This is a genomic window from Streptomyces sp. NPDC107575, from assembly GCF_055657265.1.
The window spans coordinates 118815-144069 of sequence record NZ_JBVKBG010000007.1 but is presented as its reverse complement, the minus strand read 5'-3'; the positions used below and the strand labels follow the sequence as shown (position 1 = coordinate 144069).

General features: G+C 71.5%; 24 protein-coding genes. 13 read left to right on the top strand and 11 right to left on the bottom strand.

The features are described from left to right. Window positions 1-66 precede the first annotated feature (66 nt). From ACZ7L4_RS33060 to ACZ7L4_RS33045, 4 genes are read left to right on the top strand one after another with little or no spacing between them, the layout of a single operon-like run. Window positions 67-957, top strand: coding sequence for a DMT family transporter (locus ACZ7L4_RS33060; protein ID WP_472108375.1), 891 nt, complete (start codon window positions 67-69; stop codon window positions 955-957). Between the two features lie 22 nt (window positions 958-979). Further along, entirely contained in the window at window positions 980-1501 is a 522-nt protein-coding gene (locus ACZ7L4_RS33055) for an NUDIX hydrolase (protein WP_472108373.1), read from the top strand. Between the two features lie 39 nt (window positions 1502-1540). Next, window positions 1541-1933, top strand: coding sequence for a YidH family protein (locus ACZ7L4_RS33050; protein ID WP_399231407.1), 393 nt, complete (start codon window positions 1541-1543; stop codon window positions 1931-1933). Continuing rightward, window positions 1930-2256, top strand: coding sequence for a DUF202 domain-containing protein (locus ACZ7L4_RS33045; protein ID WP_472108371.1), 327 nt, complete (start codon window positions 1930-1932; stop codon window positions 2254-2256). Before ACZ7L4_RS33050 ends, ACZ7L4_RS33045 begins: the two co-directional genes overlap by 4 nt. Window positions 2257-2327: 71 nt before the next feature. Here ACZ7L4_RS33045 and ACZ7L4_RS33040 read toward each other — a convergent pair whose 3' ends face one another. Further along, entirely contained in the window at window positions 2328-3263 is a 936-nt protein-coding gene (locus tag ACZ7L4_RS33040) for an NADP-dependent oxidoreductase (protein WP_472108369.1), read from the bottom strand. A 113-nt stretch (window positions 3264-3376) separates the two neighbouring features. Between ACZ7L4_RS33040 and ACZ7L4_RS33035 the strand changes: the two genes are divergently transcribed. Both ACZ7L4_RS33035 and ACZ7L4_RS33030 read left to right on the top strand, forming a co-directional pair. Then, window positions 3377-3673, top strand: coding sequence for a hypothetical protein (locus tag ACZ7L4_RS33035; RefSeq protein ID WP_450814358.1), 297 nt, complete (start codon window positions 3377-3379; stop codon window positions 3671-3673). Between the two features lie 194 nt (window positions 3674-3867). Beyond that, window positions 3868-4893, top strand: a complete 1026-nt coding sequence (locus tag ACZ7L4_RS33030) for a phosphotransferase family protein (protein WP_472108367.1) — start codon at window positions 3868-3870, stop codon at window positions 4891-4893. A 354-nt stretch (window positions 4894-5247) separates the two neighbouring features. On the opposite strand, the gene ACZ7L4_RS33025 is transcribed toward ACZ7L4_RS33030, so the two are convergent. Together ACZ7L4_RS33025 and ACZ7L4_RS33020 are read right to left on the bottom strand one after the other, a co-directional pair. Continuing rightward, complete coding sequence (locus ACZ7L4_RS33025; RefSeq protein ID WP_450814361.1) at window positions 5248-5841, bottom strand: TetR/AcrR family transcriptional regulator; 594 nt, start codon at window positions 5839-5841, stop codon at window positions 5248-5250. A 26-nt stretch (window positions 5842-5867) separates the two neighbouring features. After that, window positions 5868-7556 (bottom strand): class I adenylate-forming enzyme family protein, encoded by a 1689-nt coding sequence (locus ACZ7L4_RS33020; protein ID WP_472108365.1) that lies wholly within the window; start codon window positions 7554-7556, stop codon window positions 5868-5870. Between the two features lie 163 nt (window positions 7557-7719). Here ACZ7L4_RS33020 and ACZ7L4_RS33015 point away from each other — a divergent pair, with 163 nt between their 5' ends. The 3 genes from ACZ7L4_RS33015 (at window position 7720) to ACZ7L4_RS33005 (ending at window position 11768) form a co-directional block, all read left to right on the top strand. Continuing rightward, entirely contained in the window at window positions 7720-8970 is a 1251-nt protein-coding gene (locus ACZ7L4_RS33015) for an exo-beta-N-acetylmuramidase NamZ family protein (RefSeq protein WP_472108363.1), read from the top strand. 156 nt (window positions 8971-9126) lie between these two features. Next, complete coding sequence (locus ACZ7L4_RS33010) at window positions 9127-10380, top strand: MFS transporter (RefSeq protein ID WP_472108816.1); 1254 nt, start codon at window positions 9127-9129, stop codon at window positions 10378-10380. 101 nt (window positions 10381-10481) lie between these two features. Continuing rightward, window positions 10482-11768, top strand: coding sequence for an alpha/beta hydrolase family protein (locus tag ACZ7L4_RS33005; protein WP_472108362.1), 1287 nt, complete (start codon window positions 10482-10484; stop codon window positions 11766-11768). Between the two features lie 29 nt (window positions 11769-11797). Here ACZ7L4_RS33005 and ACZ7L4_RS33000 read toward each other — a convergent pair whose 3' ends face one another. Then, the gene (locus tag ACZ7L4_RS33000; protein WP_472108361.1) at window positions 11798-14671 is read right to left on the bottom strand and encodes a penicillin acylase family protein; all 2874 of its coding nucleotides are present in this window, start codon (window positions 14669-14671) and stop codon (window positions 11798-11800) included. A gap of 267 nt (window positions 14672-14938) precedes the next feature. Between ACZ7L4_RS33000 and ACZ7L4_RS32995 the strand changes: the two genes are divergently transcribed. Beyond that, window positions 14939-15541, top strand: coding sequence for a hypothetical protein (locus tag ACZ7L4_RS32995; RefSeq protein WP_472108360.1), 603 nt, complete (start codon window positions 14939-14941; stop codon window positions 15539-15541). A 71-nt stretch (window positions 15542-15612) separates the two neighbouring features. Here ACZ7L4_RS32995 and ACZ7L4_RS32990 read toward each other — a convergent pair whose 3' ends face one another. The 3 genes from ACZ7L4_RS32990 to ACZ7L4_RS32980 all read right to left on the bottom strand — a co-directional run bounded on the left by ACZ7L4_RS32990 (window position 15613) and on the right by ACZ7L4_RS32980 (window position 18460). Then, on the bottom strand, window positions 15613-17274 hold the full coding sequence (locus ACZ7L4_RS32990; RefSeq protein ID WP_472108359.1) for an immunity 49 family protein: 1662 nt from the start codon (window positions 17272-17274) through the stop codon (window positions 15613-15615). 83 nt (window positions 17275-17357) lie between these two features. After that, window positions 17358-17870, bottom strand: a complete 513-nt coding sequence (locus ACZ7L4_RS32985; RefSeq protein WP_472108357.1) for a hypothetical protein — start codon at window positions 17868-17870, stop codon at window positions 17358-17360. A 77-nt stretch (window positions 17871-17947) separates the two neighbouring features. Further along, on the bottom strand, window positions 17948-18460 hold the full coding sequence (locus ACZ7L4_RS32980) for a helix-turn-helix domain-containing protein (protein ID WP_385759396.1): 513 nt from the start codon (window positions 18458-18460) through the stop codon (window positions 17948-17950). Window positions 18461-18587: 127 nt separating this feature from the next. On the opposite strand from ACZ7L4_RS32980, the gene ACZ7L4_RS32975 reads away from it, so the two are divergent. Further along, on the top strand, window positions 18588-19706 hold the full coding sequence (locus tag ACZ7L4_RS32975) for an arylsulfotransferase family protein (RefSeq protein WP_472108356.1): 1119 nt from the start codon (window positions 18588-18590) through the stop codon (window positions 19704-19706). Next, window positions 19691-21034 (top strand): uracil-xanthine permease family protein, encoded by a 1344-nt coding sequence (locus ACZ7L4_RS32970; RefSeq protein ID WP_472108354.1) that lies wholly within the window; start codon window positions 19691-19693, stop codon window positions 21032-21034. Before ACZ7L4_RS32975 ends, ACZ7L4_RS32970 begins: the two co-directional genes overlap by 16 nt. On the opposite strand, the gene soxR is transcribed toward ACZ7L4_RS32970, so the two are convergent. Continuing rightward, window positions 20985-21458 (bottom strand): redox-sensitive transcriptional activator SoxR, encoded by a 474-nt coding sequence (gene soxR / locus ACZ7L4_RS32965; RefSeq protein ID WP_472108353.1) that lies wholly within the window; start codon window positions 21456-21458, stop codon window positions 20985-20987. The two genes, ACZ7L4_RS32970 and soxR, sit on opposite strands and share 50 nt — an antisense overlap. A 102-nt stretch (window positions 21459-21560) precedes the next feature. On the opposite strand from soxR, the gene ACZ7L4_RS32960 reads away from it, so the two are divergent. Beyond that, entirely contained in the window at window positions 21561-22022 is a 462-nt protein-coding gene (locus ACZ7L4_RS32960) for a MaoC family dehydratase (RefSeq protein WP_472108351.1), read from the top strand. A 15-nt stretch (window positions 22023-22037) separates the two neighbouring features. On the opposite strand, the gene ACZ7L4_RS32955 is transcribed toward ACZ7L4_RS32960, so the two are convergent. The 3 genes from ACZ7L4_RS32955 to ACZ7L4_RS32945 form a co-directional block, all read right to left on the bottom strand. After that, complete coding sequence (locus ACZ7L4_RS32955; RefSeq protein WP_472108349.1) at window positions 22038-22673, bottom strand: TetR/AcrR family transcriptional regulator; 636 nt, start codon at window positions 22671-22673, stop codon at window positions 22038-22040. Between the two features lie 95 nt (window positions 22674-22768). Next, complete coding sequence (locus ACZ7L4_RS32950; RefSeq protein WP_472108347.1) at window positions 22769-24127, bottom strand: pyridoxal phosphate-dependent decarboxylase family protein; 1359 nt, start codon at window positions 24125-24127, stop codon at window positions 22769-22771. 154 nt (window positions 24128-24281) lie between these two features. Beyond that, the gene (locus ACZ7L4_RS32945) at window positions 24282-25085 is read right to left on the bottom strand and encodes a FadR/GntR family transcriptional regulator (protein ID WP_472108345.1); all 804 of its coding nucleotides are present in this window, start codon (window positions 25083-25085) and stop codon (window positions 24282-24284) included. Window positions 25086-25255 lie beyond the last annotated feature (170 nt).

The following is a 25255-nucleotide window of genomic DNA, read 5'->3' as shown; positions in this document are numbered from 1 at the left end:
GCCAAGTGGAAGACGGCGCCCGTCGCTCGCGGGCGGGTGGCCGCGCGGGCCGCTATCGTCGACAGCGTGTCGGTTCTCGTCCTCGTCCTCGCCGTGAGCGCGGCGTTCTGTCTGGGCATCGGTTTCGTCCTCCAGCAGAACGCGGCGGTGAAGGCCCCGCTCGGCGACTTCCTCTCCCCGCGGCTGCTGCTCGACCTGATGCGCGTACCGCGCTGGCTCGGCGGGATCGGCCTGATGGTGTGCGGGATGGTGCTCGGCGCGCTGGCCCTCGGCCAGGGCGAGGTGACCCTCGTCGAGCCGCTGCTCGCCACGAACCTCCTCTTCGCGCTGCTGCTCTCCCGCCGCCAGACGAGACAGCCGCTCGGCCGGCAGGGCTGGGCGGGGCTGCTGCTGCTCGCGGGCGGCGTCACGGCGTTCATCGTCGCCGGGCAGCCGCGGGGCGGCAGCGCGGTCACCGATCCGCTGCGGCACTGGCTGATCGTCGGCGTGATGGTCGGCGGGGCGCTGGCGCTCGCGGCCCTCGCCAAGCGCTCCCGGCTGACCGCGGGACCCGCGCTGCTCGCGGTGGCGGCGGGGCTGCTGTACGGGGTGCAGGACGCGTTGACGCGGGTGAGCGGTCAGCGGTTCTCGGCGGGCGGCTGGGCGGAGCTGTTCACCGGCTGGCAGCCGTACGCCGTGCTCGTCCTCGGGGTCACGGGGCTCGTCCTGGTGCAGAGCGCGTTCGAGACGGCGCCGCTGCGGATGTCGCTGCCCGCGCTCACGGCGGCGCAGCCGCTGGCCGGGATCGCGTGCGGCGTGGGCTTCCTCGGCGACCGGCTGCGGATGGACACGGGGGCGCTCGCGTGGGAGGCGGTGGGCCTGGCGGGGATCGTGCTGGGCGTCGTCCTGCTCGGGCTGCACCCCGCGATGCCGGGCGCCGCCGCGACCGGCCGTGACCGGGTGGAGGCCCCGCTGTAGGCACGCGCCTAGCCTGCCGTTCATGAACCCCGCTGAAGTGAACCCCGCCGAGGAAATCCTCGACATCGTCGACGAACACGACCACGTCGTCCGCCAGGCGCCGCGCGGCGAGGCCTATGCCCAGCACCTGCGCCACCGCTGCGCCTTCATCCTCGCCAGGAACCCGGCCGGCGAGATCTTCGTGCACCGCCGCACCCCCACCAAGCTCGTCTTCCCCGCCCACTACGACATGTTCGTCGGCGGGGTCGTCGGCGCCGGCGAGACGTACGACGAGGCGGCGCTCCGCGAGGCGGAGGAGGAGCTGGGGGTGAGCGGACTGCCGCGGCCCACCCCGCTGTTCAAGTTCCTGTACGAGGGCGATGCCGGGCAGTCCTGGTGGTCGTACGTCTACGAGGTCATCTTCGACCTGCCCGTGGACCCGCAGGCCGAGGAGATCGACTGGCACGCGTTCCTGGGCCCCGACGAGCTGGAGCGGCGGATCGGCGAGTGGGACTGGACGCCCGACGGGCTCGCGGCGTACGAGCGGTGGAAGGCGCACAGGTGACCCGCGGGTCGCGGGAGACCCGCGGGTAATGTGCCGCGGGTGATCGAATTTGCACGCAGTATCCGGCTCTGGTTCGCCCCCGAGCGGATCAGGGACGAGGGCGACACTCCCGACTACCGCTTCTCGCTCGCCAACGAGCGCACCTTCCTGGCGTGGGTGCGCACGGCGCTCGCGCTGATCGGTGGCGGTTTCGCCGTGGACCAGTTCCTGCCGGACCTGCGCTGGGGCTGGCGCGTCGGGCTCGCGCTCGCGCTGCTCGGGGCGGGCGCGCTGTGTTCGCTGCGGGCCGTGGGGCACTGGGTGCGCTGCGAGCTGGCGATGCGGCGCGGCGAGGACCTGCCGGTGTCGAAGTTCCCCGCGGTGCTCGGCGTGGTCGTGGCGCTGGTCTCGGTGGCCATGGTCGTCATCGTGTTCGTCGGGTGGGAGGGGTGAGCGGGGCGGACGCGCCCGCGCGCGACCCCGGGCTCCAGCCCGCCCGGACGCGGCTCGCGTGGCGGCGCACGACGCTGTCGGGCACGGTCGCCGCGGTGCTCGCGGTGAAGGCGACGCTGAACAGCGGTGTCGGGCCCGTGCGGTTCGTGGCCACGGCGCTGTGCCTGCTGCTGTGGCTGGGCTTCGTGGCGGTCGCCCACCAGCGGATCACCGGGCTCGCCCGGAACGAGGCCGCGCCGCCCGTGATGACGCGGCGGCAGGCGGCGGCCGCCGCACTGTGCACGGTGGCGATCACGCTGTGCGCGGCGGTGCTCATCGCGTGAGGCGTGTGAGGCGTGTGAGGCGTGTGAGGCGTGTGAGGCGTACGAGAAACGCGGGGGCGTGAGGGCGCGGGTCACTCGTCCCAGTCGACCGTGACCACGATCTTCCCGCGCGTACGGCCCGTCTCGATCAGCTCGTGGGCGCGCGCCGCCTCCTGGAGCGGGAGCACCTCGTCGACGTTCACCGTCACCACGTCGGCCTCGGCGAGTTCGGTGAGGCGGGCGAGGTCGGCGGCGTCGGGGCGCACCCAGCAGTAGCGGCCGCCGAGCCCGACCACGTCGCCGTCGGCGATGGAGGCGAGCCGGCCGCCGGGGGCAAGCAGTTCCGCCGAGACCCGCAGCGTCTCGCCGCCCACCGTGTCGAACGCCGCGTCGACGCCCTCGGGGGCCAGGGCCCGGACCCGTTCGGCGAGGCCGTCCCCGTAGGTGACCGGCTCCCCGCCGAGTTCCCGCACGTAGTCGTGATTGCGCTCGCTCGCGGTGCCGATGACGCGGGCGCCGAAGTGCCGGGCGAGCTGCACGGCGAACGAGCCGACGCCACCGGCGGCAGCGTGCACCAGGACCACGTCGCCGTCCTGCACCTCGAGGCCGCGCGTCAGCACCTGGTACGCGGTGAGCCCGGCGAGCGGAAGGCCCGCCGCCTCCTCGAACGTGAGGTTGCGGGGCTTGCGGGCGAGGGTGCGCACGGGCGCGGCGACGTACTCGGCGAAGGTGCCGCGCGACAGGAAGTCCTCGCGTACGTAGCCGATGACCTCGTCGCCCGGCGCGAACTCGGTGACGGCGACGCCGGGCTGCACCACCACGCCGGACACGTCCCAGCCGGGGATCACCGGGAAGACGGGGTCGAGCAGCCCGTCCAGGTGCCCGGCGCGGCAGTGCCGGTCCACAGGGTTCACGGCGGCGGCGCGCACCTTCACCAGGACCGAGTCGGGGCCCACCTTGGGGTCGCGGACCTCGCCGTATTCGAGGACTTCGGGGCCGCCGTACGAGCGGTAGCTGATCGCCTTCATGGCCGGAGGCTCCCATAACCAAAGATAGGGGGCATTCCGGACTAGCCTGTGAGGGTCAGCCCAGGACGACCAGGGCGACCAGGACGCCAGTCACGTCACCGAAGGTGAGCGCCATGACCACCCTCCATCAGGAACACCCCGCCCACGAGCACACGCACGGCCCGTCCTGCGGTCACCAGGAGGTGCCGCACGGGGACCACGTCGACTACGCGCACGACGGGCATCTGCACGCCCAGCACGGTGGGCACTGGGACGAGTGCGAGCCGGCGGGGCACGTCGCGCACGAGGGGCACGAGCACCGGCACGGCGCGGACTGCGGCCACGAGTCGGTCGCGCACGGCGACCACGTCGACTATCTCCACGACGGGCACCGGCACGCCGAGCACGAGGGGCACTGGGACGACCACTGATCCCGCGCACCACCCAAAGGGCCCGGCGGTTCGCGCCGGGCCCTTTCCCCTGCCTTCGGGGCCCGGCACTGTCCGCCGTAAGAACGATCACGTTTCCGGGAGGCTCTGGACGCCATACCGACTGGTCGGCATGATGGCAGCCACTGTTGCCAGGACACGGCCCACATACTGCCCCGGATTCTCGGAGGACCGCGATGAGTCACCCCCAAGGCCTCGACCTCGACCGGTTGCGCGCCCACCTCGACCGGGAGCGCCCCGGCCTGGTCGCGGGTCCGCTGACCGGGCGGCTCATCGAGGGCGGGCGCTCGAACCTGACGTACCAGGTGAGCGACGGCACCACGAAGTGGGTGGTGCGCAGGCCGCCGCTGGGGCACGTGCTCGCGACCGCGCACGACATGAAGCGCGAGCACCGGGTGATCGCGGGGCTGCACCCGACGAACGTGCCGGTGCCGGAGCCGGTGCTGCTGTGCGAGGACGAGGAGGTGATCGGGGCGCCGTTCTACGTCATGGAGTTCGTCGACGGGACGCCGTACCGGACCTCCGACCAGCTCGCGCCGCTCGGCCCGGAGCGGACCCGCGCCGCCGTGCTGGGGCTCGTGGACACGCTGGTCGACCTGCACGCGGTGGACCCCGCGGCGGTCGGGCTCGGTGACTTCGGGCGGCCCGAGGGCTTCCTCGAGCGGCAGCTGCGGCGCTGGGGCAAGCAGCTGGACGCGTCCCGCAACCGGGACCTCGCGGGGATCGACGAGCTCCAGACGGCGCTCGGACGCGAACTGCCGACCTCGCCAGCGCCGACGATCGTGCACGGCGACTACCGGCTCGACAACGTCCTCGTACGCCAGGACCCGGACGGGGTCGACCGGATCAAGGCGATCCTCGACTGGGAGATGTCGACGCTCGGCGACCCGCTCACGGACGTCGGCCTGCTGGCCATGTACAGCGCCCGGCTCGACATGCCCGACTCCCCCATCTCGACGACGGCCTCGGCGCCCGGCCACCCGTCGCCGGCCGAGCTGATCGAGCGCTACGCCGAGCGCTCGGGCCGCGACGTCTCGGCGATCTCCTGGTACACGGCGTTCGCCTGGTTCAAGCTGGCCGTGATCCTGGAGGGCATCCACTACCGCTACACCCTCGGCCAAACCGTCGGCGCGGGCTTCGACCGCATCGGCGAACTGGTCCCGGTCTTCATCGACCACGGGCTGCGCACGCTGAAGGGGTGAGGTCGTTGCGGGGGCCGGGGCCCTGCCGGGGCGGCGCCGAGGGTGACGCTCCGGCGAGCCGGGGTCGACGCCCGACGCGCTCGGCACACCGGGAACGCTGCCGCGGCCCACACCGCCCCGGCCAGGCGCAGCCACCCCTGACCTGGCACCCCTTCGAGCCGAGGCCCCCGGAGGGGGCGGGTGGTGGGAGATGGGCGAGGCAACGGGAAAGGCGGACGTGGGCGCGTCCCGTACCGATGGCCGACCCCGTCGAACCACGGTCCCCTGGCCTCGGCCTTCCTCAGCCCTCCACCCGAGGCCCCGGGCGCCCCGCCCACCCGACGGACACTCTGAAGGACACCCTGAAGCCAGCCCCTACGGCCTGAGCGCCCGCAGCAGCAGGTCCGCCAGTTGGTCCGCCAGTTGCTGCGGCGTCAGTGGGCCGTCGGGGCGGTACCACGTGGACAGGTGGTGGATCGAGCCGAAGTGGTAGTCGACCACCAGGTCGGCCGGTGTCTCGGTGGTGAAGACGCCGGCCTTCTGGCCCTCTTCGATCAGCGCGCGGAAGCGCTCGTGGTAGCGGCGCCGCTCGGCCCGTACCTGCTTGTTCTTCTCGGGGCTGAGGTGGTGCATCGAGCGGAAGAAGATCGACGCGTCGTCGAGGTTGTCGATCGTCGTGACCACCACGTCCGCCGCGGCCTCCCGCAGCCGCTTCTCGACCGGCTCGTCCCGGTCGGCGAACGCGTCGAGCCGCTCCTGCTGGAGCCGCAGCACGCGCGCGTACACCTCGTGCAGCAGATCGTCCTTCGAACCGAAGTAGTGGTAGAGGGCGCCCTTCGTGACGCCCGCCGCCTCCACGATCTCCTGCACCGACGTGCGGTCGTAGCCACGGTCGGCGAACAGCCGGGTGGCGGCCGCGAGGAGTCGTTGCGGGACGGGCGCGCCGTCTCCGTCGGTCGTCCTGGGCACTGCCGCCACCTGCCTTTCCGTAGTTCTCAGCGCTGTCCTGACGGGGAACGCAGTTCCCGCCGGAGGATCTTCCCACTTGCCGTCTTCGGCAGCTCGGAAAGGACCTCCACCTCGCGCGGGTACTTGTAGGCCGCGAGGCGTTCCTTGCAGTACGCCGACAGGTCGTCGGGGCTCGCCTCCGCCCCCGGGCGCAGGCTCACATAGGCCTTCACGCTCTCACCGCGGTACGCGTCGGGGATCCCGACGACCGCCGCCTCGCGCACGGCGGGGTGGCCGTAGAGGACGTCCTCGACCTCGCGCGGCCACACCTTGAACCCGGACGCGTTGATCATGTCCTTCTTGCGGTCGACGACGTACAGCCAGCCGTCCGCGTCCATGAAGCCGATGTCGCCGGTGCGCAGCTCGCCGTCCGGGAAACCCTCGGCCGTGGCCTCGGGGCGGCGCCAGTACCCGGGCACGACCTGCGGGCCGCGCACCGCGATCTCGCCCTGCTCCCCGAAGGGGACGTCCGCGCCGTGGTCGTCGACGATCCGGACCACCGAGTCGGGCCCCGGCACGCCCACCGCGAGCGTCCCGGACGCCGGGTCGACCGGCGCCTCGACGCCCGGCGGCACGGACGCGCAGGGCGCCGTGCACTCGGTGAGCCCGTAGCCGTTGTGGATGTACGGGCCGAAGGACGCGCGGAACTTCTCCACTAGGGCCGGCGGCACCGGCGCGCCGCCCGAGGAGATCGAGTGGAACGACGCGAAGTGCTCGCGCGTCGCCTGCGGCTGCGCGCCGAGCGCCATGAAGGCGGTCGAGGGACCGACCGTGTACGCCGGCCGGTGCTCGGTGAACGCGTCGAGGACGACGCCCGGCTCGAACCGGTAGGCGAGCGCGAGCGTGCCCGCGTTGGCGAAGGACGCGACGAGTTCGCACACCATGCCGGTGATGTGGAAGAGCGGCGCGAGCGCGAAGTACACCGCGCCTTCGGGCAGGCCGAGGCCCGTACGCTGGCGTTCCGCGTTGAAGGTGATGTTGCGGTGCAGGTTGGTGGCGCCCTTCGGGGTGCCGCTGGTGCCCGACGTATAGCTGATCAACGCGATGTCGTCGCCGGTGAGTTCGCGTCCGGGCGGTGCCTTGTGGCCCGCGTGCGCGACCGTGACGAGGTTGTCCGCGTCTGTCGCCACCGGTTCGACCCGCTCGAAGTTCAGCACCCGCTCGTCGCCGCGTGTCTGGAGGTCCAGCTCGCAGGCGGTCAGCGCGATCCGTACGGGTGAGTCCGCCGCCGTCTCGCGCAGATACGACTCCCAGGCCCGGTCCGAGCAGACGATCCCGGTCACCTCGGCGTCGTGCAGCACGTGCCGCACCTCCCCCGCCTTGTACATCGGGTTCACCGGGACCACGACCGCGCCCGCCTTGAACGCGCCGAGCAGCGCGAGCACGAAGTGCGGCGAGTTCTGCAGCATGATCGCGACGCGCTCGCCGCGCTCCAGGCCGCGGGCGGCGAGGTGACCGGCCACGGAGTCGGAGAGCGCGTCCACGTCGGCGTACGAGAGACGGCCGTCGAAGTAGGCGAGGGCCGTGCGGTCCGGGGCGCGGCGCACGGCGTCGGCGAAGGCGTGCACGACGGTGGCGGCCGGGGTGATCGGGGCCTTCTGCGCCTCGTTGAGGACGCCGAGCCAGGGCCTGGCCGCGTAGATCGAACCGGTCTGTCCCTGCGAATCGTGCACCATCGGTCTCCTTCGAAAGCTCCCCGAAAGCTCCGGCCTGCCGGGCAGACTAACCAGTCGGTATGTCGCGGCGAAAGAGCTTCGTGGTGTCGGTTCGTTCCGCGGGGCGGATTCCGCGACTAGCGTGCGTGACCACGCCAGTCCCCAAGATCACGGAGGTTCACCCATGAACGTGTCGAGACGAGGGCTGCTCGCGGCGAGTGCGGGCGTCGCGGGTGGCCTGGGCGTCGGCGGCGGGGCGGCGAGCGCCGCACCCGGCATCGGCGGTCCCCGCCTTCGCACCGGCTTCGAGCGCCTGGTGGACAGCGGCTACGCGGTCCTCGCGGGCCAGAAGGTCGGCATGGTCACCAACCCGACCGGTGTCACCCGCGACGTACGGCACATCGTCGACGTGATGCACGCCGACGAACAGGTCGACCTGCGGGCGGTGTTCGGGCCCGAGCACGGCTTCCGCGGCACCGCGCAGGCCGGCGGATCGGAGGGCAAGACCGAGGACCCGGCGACCAAACTCCCGGTCTACGACACGTACTTGAAGAGCGGTCAGGCGCTCGCGGACATCTTCACGGAGTCCGGCGTCGACACGATCGTCTTCGACATCCAGGACGTGGGCGCCCGCTTCTACACGTACATCTGGACGCTCTACGACTGCATGGAGGCGGCCCAGCTCGCCGGGAAGCGGTTCGTGGTCCTCGACCGCCCGAACCCGGTCACCGGCCGGAACGCCTACGGGCCCATCCTGGACCGGAAGTTCGCGAGCTTCGTGGGCCGCCGCGAGATCGCGCAGGCGCACGGCATGACGGTCACGGAGCTGGCCCGCCTGTTCAACGGCGAGTACCTGGAGCACCCCGTCGAGCTGGAGACGGTGACCATGACGGGCTGGAAGCGTCGCGACTTCTACGACGCGTCCGGGCTGCCGTGGGTGCCGCCGAGCCCCAACATGCCGACGCCCGACACGGCCCTCGTCTACTCCGGCACCTGCATGTTCGAGGGCACGCTGCTCTCCGAGGGCCGCGGCACCACCCGCCCCTTCGAACTGCTCGGCGCGGAGGGCATCGACGCGCGGTGGGCGTCGGCCGCCAATGAACTCGGTCTGCCCGGCGTGCACTTCAGGGAGGCGTACTTCGCTCCGACGTTCTCCAAGTTCCAGGGCAAGACGATCGGCGGCGTGCAGATCCACGTCGACGACCGCGAGGCCTTCGAGCCCGTGCGCACCGGCATCGGCCTGCTGGTGACGGCGAAGAAGTCCTGGAAGGACTTCGGCTGGCGGCCCGACAACGCGATCGACCGGCTCACCGGCTCCACGCGCGTGCGCACGATGGTCGACGCGGGCGCCTCCACGGACGAGATCGTCGGGGCGTGGCAGGAGGAACTCGCCGCGTTCCGGGGCGTTCGGCGCAAGTACCTCGCCTATAAGTGACCGTCAAGTAGCCGTCGTCTCGGAATCCGGGACGGGCATTCCAGGATATTGACTGGACCGTACACGGACAACGACAGTCTGCTCGTGCTCAAAGACGAATCGACCAGGGAAGAGTCCGCCGAGGCGGAACCGGCGCAGGCCCCCGAACCGGAGAGCCTGCGCCGCGTGGCCGTGGCCAGCTTCATCGGCACGGCCATCGAGTTCTACGACTTCTACGTCTACGGAACGGCCGCCGCGCTCGTCCTCAACGCCGCGTTCTTCCCGAACCTCACCCCGATCAACGCCACCCTCGCCTCGTTCTCGACGTACGCCGTCGCGTTCGCGGCCCGCCCGATCGGCTCGCTGATCTTCGGTCACTTCGGCGACCGGATCGGCCGCAAGTCGGTCCTGGTGGCCTCGCTGCTCCTGATGGGCCTGTCGACGGCCTTCGTCGGCCTGCTGCCCGGGTACAGCACGCTCGGCCTGTGGGCGCCGATCCTGCTCGTACTGCTGCGCTTCCTCCAGGGCGTGGGCCTCGGCGGCGAGTGGGGCGGGGCCGCGCTGCTCGCGGTGGAGCACGCGCCGAAGGGCAAGCGCGGGCTGTTCGCCGCGTTCCCCCAACTCGGCCCGTCCGTCGGCTTCTTCGCCGCGACCGGCATCTTCTGGCTGCTCTCCGAGTCCCTCTCGGACGAGGCGTTCAAGTCGTGGGGCTGGCGCATCCCGTTCTTGTTGTCGTTCCTGCTCGTGGCGGTCGGCCTGTTCGTCCGGCTGAAGATCAGCGAGACGCCGGTCTTCGCGAAGGTGATGGCGGAGCAGGAGGCCAGCAGGGCACCGGCCCTTGAGGTCTTCAAGCGCCACCCGAAGGAGATCCTGCTCGGCGCCGGCGGCATGATCATCGCGTACGGGCTCTTCTACACGGCCACGACGTACTGCCTCGCCTACGGCACCACGACGCTCGGCGTCCCGCGCTCCACGATGCTCGCCGTGTCGCTCGTGGCCTGCCTGTTCCTCGCGGCCGGCACCTGGCTCGCGGCGACGCGCTCCGACGCGGGCGGCCGCCGCAAGATGGTGCTCATCGGGTCGAGCCTCGCGATCGTGTGGGGCCTGGCCCTGTTCCCGCTGATGGACACCGAGAAGCCGGTGCTCATCGCGCTCGCGCTCGGCGGCGCCCTGTTCTGCATGGGCGTGGTGTACGGGCCGATGGGCGCGTATCTGCCGGAGCTGTTCGGGGCGAAGGTGCGCTACTCCGGTGCGTCCTTCGCGTACAACCTGGGCGGCGTCCTCGGCGGCGCGGTCTCCCCGCTCATCGCGACGCGGCTGCAGAGCTCACTCGGTTCTTCGTCGGTGGGCTGGTACGTCAGCGCGATGGCGGTCGTGTCACTGCTGTGCGTGCTGGCCCTTCCGGAGACGCGGGATCGTCAACTCGCCTGAGCCGACCGTCAATTGACGGCGGAACATCTGGCCAACCCCCGGGTACGGCGGGACGATGCGCGGCACGCGTTGCCGCACGACGCCTACCACGGGGGTTCGCCATGTCCGCACCCAAGGCACGTCAAGCACCAGAAGTCCACGTACGGCCCTACTGGGAGCTGAGGTTCGACGCCGACGGCGATCCGGACCCGGGGCAGCTCGCCACGCTCCTGCGCCAGGCGCACCAAGTGCGCGATCTGGTGGTCTTCGCGCACGGCTGGAACAACGACCGCTCCATCGCGACCCGTCTGTACGACCGCTTCTTCGCGCCGTTCCCCGCCCTGGCGCCCCGAGCCTCGCTCGGCTACGTGGGGGTGTTGTGGCCGTCGATGCGTTTCACGGACGAGCAGATCCCGGATTTCGACCGCCCCGTGACGTCCGCGGCCCCGCGGACCACGCTCGACAAGGCCACCCGGCAGGGCCTCGTCGACGCCTTCCCGCGCAGCGAGCCCGTCGTGGACCTGCTGGCGCGGCGCCTGGAGGAGCAGGCCGAGAAGACGTCCGCGTTCGACGAGTTCGGCGGTCTGGTACGGCAGTTGGTCGGGGTCGGGCCCGCGGTGTCCGGCGCCGACACCTCGGAGGACGGAGGGCCGCACAGCACGCCCGCGATGCTCCACGAGGACACCAGGGCCATGTGCCTGGAGTTCGCGGCGGCCCTGGAGACGGCGGCGGGGCCTGCCGCCGCGGCGTCCTTCAAGCTGCCCGGCGGGCTCGCGAAGGCATGGAAGGGTGCGCACGAACTGCTGCGTCAGGCAACGTACTTCGCGATGAAGCGACGGGCAGGAAAGGTCGGCCAGGCAGGTCTCGGCCCGGCACTCGGACGCCTCGCGGAAGAGGCGCCCGGGGTGCGGGTGCACCTGGTGGGGCACAGCTTCGGCGCGCGCCTCGTCTCCTTCGCGCTCGCCGGCATGCCGAAATCGGCCCGCAACGTCAAGTCCGTGACGCTCCTTCAGGGCGCCTTCTCGCACTACGCGTTCGCCGGCCGGGGCGCGCTGAAGGGACGCCAGGCACGGGTGGACGGGCCGATGGTGGCGTGCTTCTCGCGGCACGACACCGCGCTGAGCGTGATGTACCCGCTGGCCTCGCGCCTCGCGGGCGACGACAGGTCACTGGTCGACCTCGGCGAACGCTGGGGCGCCCTCGGCCACGACGGCTTCCAGGACGTCGACGGCGCGGTCCGCTTCACCCTGGCGGACGTGCTGCGGGCCGGGGTGCCGGGCGCGGGCTGCGTGAGCGTGGACGCGGCCCAGGTGGTGCGCAACGGGCCCCCGCCCTCGGGGGCCCACAGCGACATCTGCCACGCGGAGCTGGCGCGGGTGGTGCTGGGTGCGGGGCGGGTCACCACGTAGGCGACCCGCCCCTGAGCCCTACCTGTGCCCTACCTGTGCGCCGGGAACTCCACGACCTGCTGGTACGTGGGGCGGTTCTGCCACTGGATGGTGCGGTGGGTGATGCCGCCGACGGCGCGGTGGCCGATGCTGTCGGCGCACCACTGGTCGCCCGCCTTGCAGGTGTCGTCGCCGGGGTACACCTCGGTGGCGGGCTTGGCGGCCGCCTCGGCCAGGGTGGCGAGGAGGACGTCCCGGCAGGCCGAGAGGTCGCCGGAGCCGCAGTAGGTGGCGCCGAGCTTCCCCTTCACCGGTTCGCCGAGCACGGAGCGCAGGTCCTTGTCGGCGTAGCCCCACCAGCCGTACTGGAAGGCCGATCCGGCGTGCGAGCCGGTCGGCCCGTGGCCTGCGGACGGCGCTTCGTCGACGGTCAGTTGTGAGGTCAGGGACTTGTAGAGGTCCTCGCCGAGGCCCGGCTTGAACTCGGCCTCGACCATCAGCGGCCACCAGGCGTCCATGATCCGTACGGCGTCGGGGTGGGCGTAGGTCTTGGACCCGGCGGACGTCTGGTTGCGCTGGGCGCCCGCCTTCTCCCAGGCCTCCAGCTGCTGCACGGCCTTGGTCAGTTGCGGGTTGTCGAGGTCGCCCAGCGGTTCGCTGCGGATGACCTTGAGCATCTCCGGCAGCACCTGCTCGCCGCGCAGGTCGGTGACGGCGGCCTCCTCCATGGCCCGGGTGAGCGAGGCGCGGGTGACGCCGCCGCGCTCGGTGAGCTTCTTCACCCGGTCGTTCAGCAGGTCGGCCCGGTGGACCGCGCCCATGCTGAAGTTGGGGGCCGAGAAGCCCTTGGCCTGCTTGTTGTTCCAGGAGACGTAGTAGTCCTGGTCGACCGAGTTCGGGTGCTGGGAAGGCGGCGTCTCGGCGGACGTGTTGTCGGCCGGGTCGAAGTCCTTCCACTCATAGGCCTGTTCGCCCCGCACCGGCAGCGACATGTCGACGTCCTTGGCGCGCACCGGGTTGGTGCCGCTGTTGTAGTACGCGATGTCGCGCGAGTCGGCGTAGAACCAGTTGAACGCGTAGTTGATGTGCTGCGCGGCCTTCTGGAACGTCGCGGCGTCCTTGACGTACGTCGGGTCGTTCAGCATCTGGAAGCCGAGGATCGAGTCGGCCTCGTGGCGGTACGTGGAGCGAAGTGCCGTGTAGGCGACGGGTTTTCCGTCGACGGTGGCGCGGTGGCTGACGACGCCGTACTTCGTCCGGAAGACCTGCATCCGGTAGGAGCCGGCGGCCGTGGAGTCCGCGATCGTCGGCTTCCAGGCGTTCTTCTTCTCCAGCTTGTCCATGGGCGTGCAGGTGCCCCGGTACATGTACGAGGTCGACTGCCTGGTCGGCTTGGAGCCGTCGGCCTCGCACAGCGGGACCGCGTACGTGTCGGTGATGTCCTGGGTCGCGGAGGTCGCGGACCAAGCGTAGTCCTGGCCGCGGCCGAGCTGGACGTACATGCCGACGCCCGCGAAGGAGACGCCGCGCGCGCTGATGCCGGGCCCCTGGAGCTCCTGCATCATCAGCAGCTGTGGCGCGAAGTAGCCGGTCTGCGGGCCGAACACGGCGACCGGGTTGCCGGAAGCGGTGTGCTTGCCGGAGACGAGAAGGGCGTTGGACATGCCCTTCTTGGACGCCGAGCGCGTGAACAGGTCGGAGGGCAGCACCCCGTCGTCGTTCATGCCCTGGAGCGGCTTGAGCTTGTCGGGCGCCTTGACGGGGTCTTTCTTGACCTCCGTCGACTTCGTCGCGGCCGAGCCCTCCCGGTCGTAGACGAGGGGCTCCTTCTCGACCGATCCCTTGTCGGGGAGCGCCTGCCCGCGCGCGTTCTCGGGCTTCTCGCCGTACGGGAAGCGGGTGCCGTCGTGGATCGTGGTGACGGTCTCCGGGTCGTCCCGGCCGCGGAAGGACTCCCAGACCTCGGTACCCTTCTCGACGCCGTACTTCTCCTGCGACTTGAGCAGCGAGAGGGCCGCGTCGACCTCTCCGCCGCCGCCGTTGCCGAAGAGCCCGCCGACCACGGAGGCCAGCGCGATCATGTCGGTCACCTTGAACGGCTGGATCTCGCCCACGTTCGTGATCGCGTCGACCTTGCCGGTGAGCACGTACTCGCCGGGGAAGTAGCGGCCCTTCTTCGACTTCTCGCGATAGGCGTTGAGGCCGTCGATATAGGCCTGCGCGTCGTCCATGGCCTGCTTGCCGCGGGCTCCGCCGGTCCTCTTGATGGAGTCGACCTGCTGTTCGAGGTCCTTTTCGGTGTACGGGGCCTGCGGCCAGAACTCCTGCTCGAGTCCCTGGTTCGCGAGGGCGCCGCCCGCGAACGAGGTCAATTCGCCGCGGCCTATGTGCCGGAACAGGTCGATCAGCCAGAGGCGGTCCTGACCTGCGGCGAAGCCGGCCCCGAATTCTGTTCCGTAGCGCGAGGAACCTTTGATGTGGGGTACGCCGTTCTTCTTGTCACGGGTGATCGTGACGTCCTCGCGGGGGCGGGTGACCGAACCGACCTGATCATCCTTGACGCCGAAGGAGGAATCGTTGAAGAAGTTCGTGAGTGTGTCGTCGGTGAGAGACGGATACCCGGACGACAGCGCGTCATAAGGACCGAGTTGATCGTCGGCGTGCGGAGGCTGGGTGCCCAGCAATTTGTTGCCGAGGATCTGGGCGAGTGTGGCGCTGCCGTTCGCACCGGGCGGCAGGATGTCCGCGCACTGGCCCTTGCAGTAGTCGGCGGCCGGGGTCGGTTCCTCGGCGGCGGTCGCGGTCGAGGCGCCCGCGGTCGAGACGGGAGAGAGCAGTCCGGCGGTGAGCACGAGCGCCGCGACGGCCGTAACTCTCTTCGTAAGGCTTCTGTACAGGGTGGTGCGTGGAATGCGTCGTCGCATGCCTGATCCTCCCGACGATGGTGAGCCGGAGGTTACCGACGGTTAGCCGCGGACAGAAGATGAACATGCGTCACGTTTTCGGAATCAGCACAGGGATCACTCAGGTACTCCCCGGCCTCAGAAGGTGACGGTGATGGGGCCCATCGGAAATCGGATGGGACTCGGTGGCCTTCGAGGGGATCCGAATCGCGTGTCGATACGTCTACTCGGCGACGTCGCTTCATGGCTGCGGCGACGCCGACGTACGTGTGACGGAGGTGCAGGGCGATGGCCGGATTCCGAAGTCTGGCGAGACAGGTGCGCGATCCGCTGAGCGATCTGGCACTGCGGCGCTATTCACTGCGCAAGTGCCTTGAGAGATTTGCCCCTTACGGGCACCGAGCGACCTGGGACCACCTCTGCTCCCGGGCGGGGTTCGACCCCGAGGACCGCTCCCCCGACCCGGCCCGACTGGTCGCGGCGCTGGAGGAGCTGGAGGAGGCGCGGGCCGTCTGGCTCGCGTACGAAGTCGCCTTCGCGGAGCGCAGGCGCAAGGAGAAGCACGACGGGCTGCGCCGCCCGGGCAGCGTGGACGACTGGCACCGGCTGACCTGGGGCGGCTTCGGAGTCGCCTGGTGCGACGACCCGTCCGTGCATCCCGCGGAGCCGCTGGCCGAAGTGCTGCGCAGACTCATCACCGCACTTGAGCGCGACCCCGGCGCGTGCTGCCCCGTGTGCACGGGCACCCGCCTGGTCTGGCAGCACGATCTGGCGCACGAACCCTCGTCGGGTCCCGTGTGCACCAGCTGCGGCATCGTCGTGCCGCGGCCCGTCCTCACACCCATGGCACTGGCGGAGGCCAGGCTGGCGCGGCTGCTTGTCTCCGCGTAGGCCGGCCCCTCGGCACCAGGTGACGTACAGCGCGACGGGGGTGCGGCCCCGACTCCGGCGCACCCCCTGATCTAGCTCGACGTGCCTTCCAGGCGCTGCCGGTTGAGCAGGTACCTGGGCAGGTACGGCAGGTCGGTGCGGACCGGGAAGTCCATGTCGTACGCGAGGCACGCGAGCGCGAGCGGGCCGAGCGCCACACGGGCGCGCGGCGCGGCCGACTCGCCCCAGTAACCGGCGTGCTGCACAAGGGATTCCGCGAGCGCCTCGCCGAAGGCCTCGTGGTCGTGCGTGAGCAGCCGGTGGAACAGCGCGACGGGCTGGTAGTCGACGAGGTTGAGGAAGTCCTTCGGCGCGAGGGTCGCCGTGTCGGGGTGCGAGGCCTTGATGGTGGTGACGAGCAGGTCCACGACGTCGTCGACGGGGCGGCGCAGCCAGTGGCTCTGCAGGACGTCGATCCAGTGCAGCACGTAGTCGTCGACGGGCGCGCCGCCGCGCAGCGAGTCGAGCGGCACCTGACACAGGCGTGTGGTGCGCTCTCTGTCCCGGGTCACGAGGGTGAGGTAGAAGGCGTCGAGCCAGGCGCGGGCGGCATCGTCCGCCGACGCCAACTCCCCTTCCTCGACCGGCGGTTCGCCGTCCTTGCCGTCGGCGAACAGGGCGCAGCCGTGCCGCTGCGCCGCGAGCCAGGCGTCCCACGTCTCGACGCGGGCGGCGTCGGGGTCGGTCTCCGCGTGCGCGAAGGCGTCGGCGAGCGCGGCGGCGAAGGGCTCCCGCCCGGCTTCGGGCTCGGCCGAAGCGGCGGAGGCGGCCGAAGCCGCGGAGGCGAGCCGGCCCGCCCGGTCGAGCGCGCCCAGCGCCCGCATCACGTCGACGAGTTCGCGCGGCGGCCGCTGTTCGAGGGTGCGGGCCTCGTCGTCGATGTCGGTGAGCGAGGTGAGGCGCCCGTCGTGCCACCAGTAGACGCGCGGCGAGAGCGGTCCCGGGCCTTCGTCGTGGGCCCGGACGGCGTACGTGGCAAGGTCGTCCAGCGCGTCGGCCGCGCCCGCGTCGACGATCGGGTGGAAGGCGAGCAGGTGCCGGGTGGGCACGGCCACGAGGGCGCCCGCGTCCGGCATCCGCCGCCCGGTGACCTCCGCGACCACCTCGGGCAGCACGACCGCCTTGGTCGCCACCGAGTGCGCGTCGCCGTACACGGAGTAGAGGACGGGGTGCCCGTCGAGCCGCACCTCCTCGTGCCGCATCGGCGCCCGGGTCAGGGCGCGCCGCGCGGCGGCCCACAGCTCGTCGGCCCCGGCCCGCACCACGTCCTCGTCGGTCAACAGGCGTACGGAGTCGGGCCCTTCGAGCGCGAGCGCGAGCCGCAACCCCTCGGCGACCTCGCGCGCGTGCACGGGCGTCGCCGGGCCGGCGGCGTCCGCGGGCACGAGCCGCAGACACGTCCCCGCCAGCAGCTCCTCGGCGTCCTCGCCGCCCTGCGAGGCGCCCGCGAGCGCCGCGAAGTGCGCGTCGACGAGCGCGGGCCAGTCGCCCTCGGGCGCGGTTTCGCACCGCCGCGCGAGGTTCGCCAGCGGGAAGAGCTGCCCCTCGCGCTTGACCGCGTCGCCGACCAGCGCGAAGCCCGAACCGGCCCCGTATCGCTCCCGCACACACGCTGCGACGAGCGCCCGGAGCCGCTCGGCCTGCGGCGTCGCGAGCATGGGCAGGTGCGAATCCGGAGCCTCGTTCTCAATCACGGTGGCGACTCTACGAGGCGTGGGGCGCCCGGAGCGGGCCAATCCGGAAGACGGACCCGAACCGGGGTGACGGCCCGCGGGCGTCAGGGGCTGAGGACGTCCGTCTGGATCGCCAGCTTGAACTCGGCCAGCGTGATCGGCACCTTCAGCGGGGTGTCGGCGGAGCGGGCGGAGACCTTGAAGCCCACGGGGGTGCCGGGGTGCACGAACATCTGCCAGGTGTACGAGCGGAACTGCCCGCCGCCCGTGGGCGAGATGTCGGTGGTGGCGGTGGAGTCGTAGCCGGTGCCGAGGCCCAGCGGGTCGCGCACGAAGCGGGCCCGGTACTCGCTCGCGCGGGCGTCCGCGCCCCAGAACACCAGCGCGGACAGCGTGCCCCAGCCGTCGTGGCTGGGCCAGATAAGACCTGAGCGGGCGTCCGGGTATCTCGACGTACCGCCGCCGCCCGCCGGATCGTGCATGCCCCACGGGTCGTAGGACTCCTCGGCGTCCTCGTACGGGAAGCGCACCAGGTGATAGCCGTCGTCGTCGTAGACCAGCGATTGCGGGCCCGAGCGGGCGGACTCGTACTTGAGTGAAGTGATCGCCACTGCCATGCCGTTCGGCCTCCCCGTCGTGACTGGTGCGACGCATGGTCGCGCCAAGCCAGGCAGTCGACAAGGGGTGCGGCGCACTACTGTGCGGCGACGCCCACGACGAGGACCCGCGTGCCGGGCTCCAACGGGCGCCAGCGGTGGGCGAGTCCGGCGGCGCAGTACAGCGTGTCGCCGCGCTCCAGGACGTAGTGGGTGTCGTCCACCTCGGTCTCGATCGAGCCGTCGGCGACGTACATGACCTCGTCCCCCGCGTGCCGGAAGACCCGGTCCCAGTCGTGGTCCCCGGTGAACTCCAGGGCGTGCAGCCGCTGTTCGCCGCGGACGAGCGGGCGCGCGCCGTCGGCCATCGCGGGCTTCTCGGCCGCGCGCACCACGTCGACCGGGCGGGGCGGCTCGGCGGAGGCGAGGAGTTCGACGGCGGTGGTGTCGAGGGCGTCGGCGATGCGCTGCAGCGATCCCATGCTGGGGCGCGAGCGGCCGTTCTCCACCTGGCTCAGGAACGGGACGGAGACCCCGGCGCGGCGGGCCACCTCGGCGAGCGTCAGCTCCAGGCCGCGGCGCCTGCGTCGAATGCCCGGTCCCACGTTCATGAACTTGTAACGCCCTTTCGCCTCGACCCCTGTTCCCCGCAGCCTACCGCCGTGGTTAACTACTTAACCAGTACTTAAAAAAATTAACCACTCACTGAGTGGCGTCACCACTGGATGGAGGGCCTCCATGGCTCGTGTGGACCAGAACCAGCGCCGCCGCCGCGGCACCGGACTCCTCGCCCTCGACGAGGACGCGGCGTTCGGCGGCTACACGCTCTTCGCCCCGCTGACCGGCACCGGCGAGGTGTACCTGATCGACCTGCACGGCGAGGTCGTCCACCAGTGGAACCTGCCGAACCGCCCGGGACGGCACGCGCGGATCCTGGAGAACGGGAACCTCGCGTACAACGGCGTGCTGCCCGACGAGCCGGCCCTCTTCCCCATGTGGCACAAGTACCGCGGCGGCCTCATGCAGGAGATCACGCCGGACGGCACGGTCGTGCGCGAGCACCGCGACCCGCTCCAGCACCACGACGCCCACCACTACGGCGACGGCCGGATCCTCTACACGGCCCTGGAGCCGCTGACCGGGGACGCGGCTGCCGCTGTGCGCGGCGGCGTACCGGGCTCGGAGGCCGTCGACGGCAGGATCTGGGCGGACACGATCGTCGAGGTCGACGCCGAGGGGAACACGACCTGGGAGTGGAAGGTCTCCGAGCGCCTCGGCCGCGAGGACTTCCCGCTCCACCCGGACTACGCCCGCGAGCACTACCCGCTGATCAACAGCGTCCTTCCGCTCGCCGACGGGAACATCCTCGCGAGCTTCCGCTCCGTGTCGGCGGTCGTCGTCATCGAGCGCGCGACGGGTGACATCATCTGGCGCTCCGAGCCGGGCGTCGTCTCGCAGCAGCACTGCCCGACCGAGTTGGAGAACGGGAACTTCCTCGTCTTCGACAACGGCGTCTTCCGGCCGCACTGGGACGTGCCGTTCAGCCGCGTCATCGAGATCGAGCGCTCCAGCGGCAAGATCGCGTGGGAGTACCACGACCCGGCGCGCGAGTCCTTCTTCGCGCCGTTCATGGGCAGCGCCCAGCGCCTCCCGAACGGCAACACGCTGATCACCGACTCCCCGGCGGGCCGCCTCTTCGAGGTGACCGAGGACGGCTATCTGTGCTGGGAGTACATCGTGCCGTTCTTCGGCGGCTACTCCGAGGAAGAGGTCCGCAAGCTCTTCCCGTCGGAGCCCAACGCCGTGTTCCGCGCCTACCGCTACGCCGCGGCCGAGCTGCCGTGGCTGAACCGGTGACCGCGACGGCCGCACCACACGTGGCACCCGTCGACGAGCGGCTTCCGCTGAAGCGGCTCGTCCCCCTCGCCTGCCAGCACGTCCTTGCGGGCGTGGCGGCCCCCGTCTCCTCCGTCATCCTCATCGCGACGACGCTGAAGCTGTCGACGACGCAGACGGCCTCGCTGCTCAGCGCGACCCTCGTGCTGTGCGGCGTGGGCGCGCTGCTGCAGTCGCTCGGCGTCGCGGCGCTGCGGGTGGGCGCCCGGCTGCCGTTCCTGATGCTGCCGGGCGGCGCCGCGGTGGCGATCTTCCTGCAGATCGCGCAGGAGTACGGCCCGGCGACGGCCTCCGGCTCCGTCCTGGTCGCGGCCGCGTTCCTGCTCTGCGTGCTGCCCTTCTACGGCCGCCTGGTCCGACTGTTCCCGCCCCTGGTCATGGGCACGACGGTCGTCCTCATCGGCATCAACATGATCAAGGTGACCGCGCCGATGGTCGCCTCGGGACCCGGCCTCGGCTTCGCGACGCTCGGCGTGATCGCGGTGTTCTTCCTCGTCCTGCGGGGCGTGTGGCGGCAGATGGCGGTGCTGCTCGGCCTCGTCTGCGGCACGGTGATCGCCGCGCTCATGGGCACCGACATCGAGGTCGCGCACGGCGGCACCTTCGCGCTGCCCGACCCCTTCCCGTACGGCGCCCCGCACTTCGATCTGCTGGCCGCCGTCCCGCTGCTCGTCTTCGCCCTCGCCTCGCTCGCCGAGGCCACCGGGCAGACGGTCCTCAACAGCGAGGCCGTGGGCCGCACCCCCGATGCGGGGCGCGACGTGCCGCGCATCGCCCGCGCCGACGCGCTCGTCTCGCTGTTCTCCGGCGTTTTCGGCACGTCGCTGATGGTGACCAGCGCCGAGAACATCGGCATCGTCCAACTCACGCGCGTCCGCAGCCGGTTCGTGACGGCGGCGGCCGGTGTGCTGCTGATCGTGTGCGGCCTCATCACGCCGCTGACCCGTGTCCTGGCGGCGATCCCGGAGCCGGTGGTGGGCGCGGCGGGCCTCGTCATCTACGCCGTCATCGCGGTGATGGGCTTCGGCATGCTCTCCCGTACGGACCTCTCGCACGGCACCGACAGCGTCGTCATCGCGCTCGCCCTCGTGATCGGCATGCTGCCGATCGTGTCGCCCGAGATGTACGCGGAGCTGCCGACGTGGGCCCGCACGTTGTTCGGCAGCGGCGTCGCGGCAGGCGCGATCGCCGCAGTCGTACTGAGCGCGGTGTTCCGGGCTCTCGGACCGAGGCTCGCGGCTACGAAGCCGGACGCTCCCGGCGCTCCCCCATCAGACGGGAGCCCGTGAGGCGCTCGCCGAAGACGTCGTCCGGGTTGGACAGGACGCAGGTCTCCAGGGACAGGCATCCGCACCCGATGCAGTCGGTCAGATGGTCCCGCAGCCGGCCCAACTGCTTGATCCGCTCGTCCAGTTCGGAGCGCCAGACCTCCGAGAGGCGCGCCCAGTCGTCCCGGTTCGGGGTGCGCTCCTCGGGGAGCTCGGCGAGGGCGTCCCGGATCGTGGCGAGCGGGATGCCGACGCGCTGGGCGGCCCGGATGAAGGCGACGCGGCGCAGCGTGTCGCGGCCGTAGCGGCGCTGGTTGCCGGAGGTGCGGCGGCTGGTGATCAGGCCCTTGGACTCGTAGAAGTGCAGGGCGGAGACGGCGGCGCCGCTGCGCGCCGACACCTGGCCGACGGTGAGCTCATGGATCTTCTCCGGAATCTGTGGCACCCGCCCGAGCGTAGACGACCCTAGTGCGGGCGCGGCCGCGTTGTTAGCATGCCCAGTGGTCTGAGCAAGCGCTTAGACAAGTCTTCTGGGAGGTCACTGAACATGGCGGAGCCGCGCGTTTTCAAGGACGTCGACGACCTGAAGGGCGCCGTGGGCGAGCAGCTCGGGTACAGCGACTGGGTCGAGATCGAGCAGAGCCGCATCGACAAGTTCGCCGACGCCACGGGCGACCACCAGTGGATCCACGTCGACCCGGAGCGCGCGAAGGAGGGGCCGTTCAAGACGACCATCGCGCACGGCTACCTCACCCTGTCGCTGCTCCCCCTCTTCGGCCCGCAGCTGATGAAGGTCGAGGGCATGAAGATGGGCGTCAACTACGGCACGAACAAGGTGCGCTTCCCCGCCCCCGTCCCGGTCGGCTCGCGCCTGCGCGCCACCGCGAAGGTCACGAACGTCGAGGACGTGGCCGGCGGCGTACAGGTGACCGTGGCGTTCAGCGTGGAGCGCGAGGGCGGCGACAAGCCGGTGTGCGTCGCGGAGTCGGTGTCGCGGTACTACCTGTAAATCCCGTAGCTCCCGCTACTGCCTCTGGGCACCCACCATGCGCAGCACGAGGTCGGCGTAGAGCGCGCCGACCTCGTCGGGCGTCCGCTTCCCCTCGGCGTTGAACCAGCGGGCCACGTCGATGCAGAGCGAGAGCACCGCGACCGTGGTGCCCGGCACGTCGGGGACGTCGAACTCGCCCGCCTTCACGCCGTCGTTGATGATCTCCCGCACCGAGGCGTCGCTCCGCCGGCGCAGCGCCACGATCTCCGGCCGGTTCTCCTCGCCCAGCGAGTCCAGCTCGTACTGGACGACGCGCGCGGTCATGTGGTGCCCCGCGTGCCACCGGACGAAGGAGCGGACGGCCTCCGCGAGCCGCTCGGCGGCCGTGCCGTCGCTCTCGACCGCGCGGCGCAGGATCGCCAGGGCCTTGTCGTGGCCGATCCGGCTGATCTTGAGGAGCAGCTCTTCCTTGGTCTTGTAGTGGATGTAGAGCGCGGCCGGGCTCATGCCGGCGCGGCTCGCGATGTCGCGGGTCGTGGTCGCGTGGTAGCCGCGCTCGGCGAACGCCTGCACCGCCGCGACGAGCAGCCGCCGGGCCGCGTCGGGCGTGACGTCGGCCCACGGCATCTCGTCCGCGGCCTCGTCGATACCGCGCTCGTCCTGCGTCATCGCTGCACTCACATCCTCCCGTGGGGCTGGTGCCACACCCTACCCTCCGGGGTGAGCGAGCGCTTAGAGCCCGGTTTCCGGGAACGCGCCGCGCGTCACGCGGAGTCCGCCATCATGTCGGCCAGGATCGTACGCACCGTGTCCAGGGCGAGGTCCGGATGGAGGAAGGCGAGGCGGGCCACCGTCTCGCCCTCCCACACCGTCGGCACCACGAAGGCGATCTGCCGCTCCAGGAGCCGCCGCGACCAGGCGTCGTAGTCGGCGGGGCCCCAGCCGGTGCGGCGCAGCAGCACCACCGAGAGTTCGGGCTCGCGCAGCAGTTCCAGGCCGTCGGTGGCGCGGATCAGCTCGGCACTCTCCACCGCGAGCCGGTGCCCGGCCTCGACGGCCTCCCGGTACGCCTCCGTCCCGTGCACCGCGAGCGAGAACCAGAGCGGAAGGCCGCGGGGGCGGCGCGTGAGGTGGTACGCGTAGTCGCTGGGGTTCCACTCCTGCGGGGCGTCGGTGTGGATGCAGTCCAGGTAGGACGCGTCCTGGGTGTGGACGGCGCGGGCCAGGGCGGGGTTCCGGTACAGAACGGCGCCGCAGTCGAACGGCGTGAACAGCCACTTGTGCGGGTCGATGACGAGGGAGTCGGCGTGCTCGATGCCGGCGAACCGCTCGCGCAGCCGGGGCGAGAACAGGGCGCCGCCGCCGTAGGCCGCGTCGACGTGGAACCACAGGCCGTGGTCGCGGGCCGCGTCGGCGATGCCCGCGAGGTCGTCGACGATGCCGGCGTTGGTGGTGCCCGCGGTCGCGACGACCGCGACGACGCTCCCGGGGTCGCCGTCGGCCGCCAGCGCGGCGCGCACCGCGTCCCCGGTCAGCCGGTGGTCCTCGGTGGGCACCACGAGCGCGCCGACGCCCATGATCCGCAGCGTGCTGCCGATCGACGAATGGGCCTGGTCGCTGACCGCGACGCGAGGCCGCTCCACGGGGCGGCCTTCGGAGGTACGGGCGGTGTCCCTGGCCACCAGGAGTCCGGACAGATTGCCCGCGGACCCGCCGCTGACGAAGCAGCCGCCCGCGCCGCCGGGCAGGCCCGCGAGATCGGCGAGCAGCCGCAGCACCTGGTTCTCGGCGGCGACGGCGCCCGACGCCTCCAGCCAGGAGACGCCGTGCAGCGAGGAGGCGGACAGCACCATGTCGAAGAGGGCGGCGGCCTTGGTCGGGGCGCCGGGGATGAACGAGAGGAAGCCCGGGCTGTCGCAGGAGACGACGGTCGGCTCTATGTGCTCGGTGAACAGCCGCAGCACGTCGCCGGGCGCCGACGGGCCGCTGCCCAGGGCGCCCTTGAGGGCGACGTCGAGCTCGGCCGCGTCACCGAGCCTGCCGAGCGGCGCCGGGTCGAGGCGCAGCCGGTCCTCCACGTGGTCGAGGACCGTGCGGGCGAGGGCTTCGTCGTGGCTGTGCAAGGTGCCGTACCTCCAGGGACGGGGCGGGGGCCGGGGGTTCCCGATGGGCACGGTTCTCATTTGGATTCGTCCGGACCCATTTCGGAGGCTAACCACAACCCACGTCACTGGTCAACGAGTTCGGCCCGGGGCCCGAAGCCCGCGCCCCGCCCCGTCAGCCCGTGCCGCTCTCCTCGAAGTGGTCGAGCAGCGCCAGGAACTGCCGGCCCGAGTCCTCCAGGTGCTCGCGCATCCGGGCCTCGGCGGTCTCCGCGTCACCGGCCAGGACGGCGAGCGCGATGGCCCGGTGCTCCTCGCAGAACACCCGCGAGAGGTCCCGGTCCGGCGGGTAGACGAGCGTCCAGTCGCAGTCCAGCCAGAGCGCGTTGCCGCGCACGAACAGCTCGGCGCGGGCCCGCTCCACCGCCTCGCCGAGCACCTCGTTGCCGGCCGCGGCGGCCACCGCCAGATGGAAGCGCGAGTCGACCTGGTGGTAGGCGGCGAGGTCGGCGACCTCCTCGTCGAGCATCCGCACCAGGGCCCGCCGGTCGGCGGTGGAGCCGCGGCGCGCCGCGAGCCCGGCCGCGAACGGCTCGACGGCCGAGCGGTACTCCATGTAGTCCCGGATGGTGGCCCTGAAGTCGGCGGCCACCGCGGCCCGTTCGCCCTCGACCGGCGGGGCGGGGCGCACCCGGGTCCCGCCGGAGCGGCCGAGCGTCGTGACTACGAGGCCCTCCTCGGCGAGCCTGCGGACCGCCTGCCGGACCGTGTTGCGCCCGACGCCGAGGGACGCGGCGAGCTCCCGTTCGGCGGGCAGCCTGCTGCCCGGGGCGAAGCCGCCCAGGGCGATGCGCTTGCGCAGGATCTCGGTGACCATGTCGCGCGAGGGCCTGCGCTGCCCCGGCCGCTCCAGCGGATCGGTCCCGCGCGCTGCCGCGCCCGCGCCACCGGCCCCGCTCCCGGCTCCCGCCTTCACCACGCGTCCTCCCGGTCGTCTCGTCGCCATCGGCTGGCCTCCGGACGCGAACTCGCCCGCGCCGAAACCCTATTGGATTCGCTGCGGATCCTATTGACAGGGCTTCTCCCCCGCTCGTAGCGTCCCGATACCACTTTATGGGTCCACTCGAACCCATACTCCTCGGCCCTTGC

Excerpts from the sequence above, each read along its gene's own strand:
- ACZ7L4_RS33055 (WP_472108373.1), top strand. The coding sequence starts at position 980 with ATGAACCCCGCTGAAGTGAACCCCGCCGAGGAAATCCTCGACATCGTC.
- ACZ7L4_RS33040 (WP_472108369.1), bottom strand. The coding sequence starts at position 3,263 with ATGAAGGCGATCAGCTACCGCTCGTACGGCGGCCCCGAAGTCCTCGAA.
- ACZ7L4_RS33035 (WP_450814358.1), top strand. The coding sequence starts at position 3,377 with ATGACCACCCTCCATCAGGAACACCCCGCCCACGAGCACACGCACGGC.
- ACZ7L4_RS33030 (WP_472108367.1), top strand. The coding sequence starts at position 3,868 with ATGAGTCACCCCCAAGGCCTCGACCTCGACCGGTTGCGCGCCCACCTC.
- ACZ7L4_RS33020 (WP_472108365.1), bottom strand. The coding sequence starts at position 7,556 with ATGGTGCACGATTCGCAGGGACAGACCGGTTCGATCTACGCGGCCAGG.
- ACZ7L4_RS33015 (WP_472108363.1), top strand. The coding sequence starts at position 7,720 with ATGAACGTGTCGAGACGAGGGCTGCTCGCGGCGAGTGCGGGCGTCGCG.
- ACZ7L4_RS33005 (WP_472108362.1), top strand. The coding sequence starts at position 10,482 with ATGTCCGCACCCAAGGCACGTCAAGCACCAGAAGTCCACGTACGGCCC.
- ACZ7L4_RS33000 (WP_472108361.1), bottom strand. The coding sequence starts at position 14,671 with ATGCGACGACGCATTCCACGCACCACCCTGTACAGAAGCCTTACGAAG.
- ACZ7L4_RS32995 (WP_472108360.1), top strand. The coding sequence starts at position 14,939 with ATGGCCGGATTCCGAAGTCTGGCGAGACAGGTGCGCGATCCGCTGAGC.
- ACZ7L4_RS32985 (WP_472108357.1), bottom strand. The coding sequence starts at position 17,870 with ATGGCAGTGGCGATCACTTCACTCAAGTACGAGTCCGCCCGCTCGGGC.
- ACZ7L4_RS32980 (WP_385759396.1), bottom strand. The coding sequence starts at position 18,460 with ATGAACGTGGGACCGGGCATTCGACGCAGGCGCCGCGGCCTGGAGCTG.
- ACZ7L4_RS32975 (WP_472108356.1), top strand. The coding sequence starts at position 18,588 with ATGGCTCGTGTGGACCAGAACCAGCGCCGCCGCCGCGGCACCGGACTC.
- ACZ7L4_RS32960 (WP_472108351.1), top strand. The coding sequence starts at position 21,561 with ATGGCGGAGCCGCGCGTTTTCAAGGACGTCGACGACCTGAAGGGCGCC.
- ACZ7L4_RS32955 (WP_472108349.1), bottom strand. The coding sequence starts at position 22,673 with ATGACGCAGGACGAGCGCGGTATCGACGAGGCCGCGGACGAGATGCCG.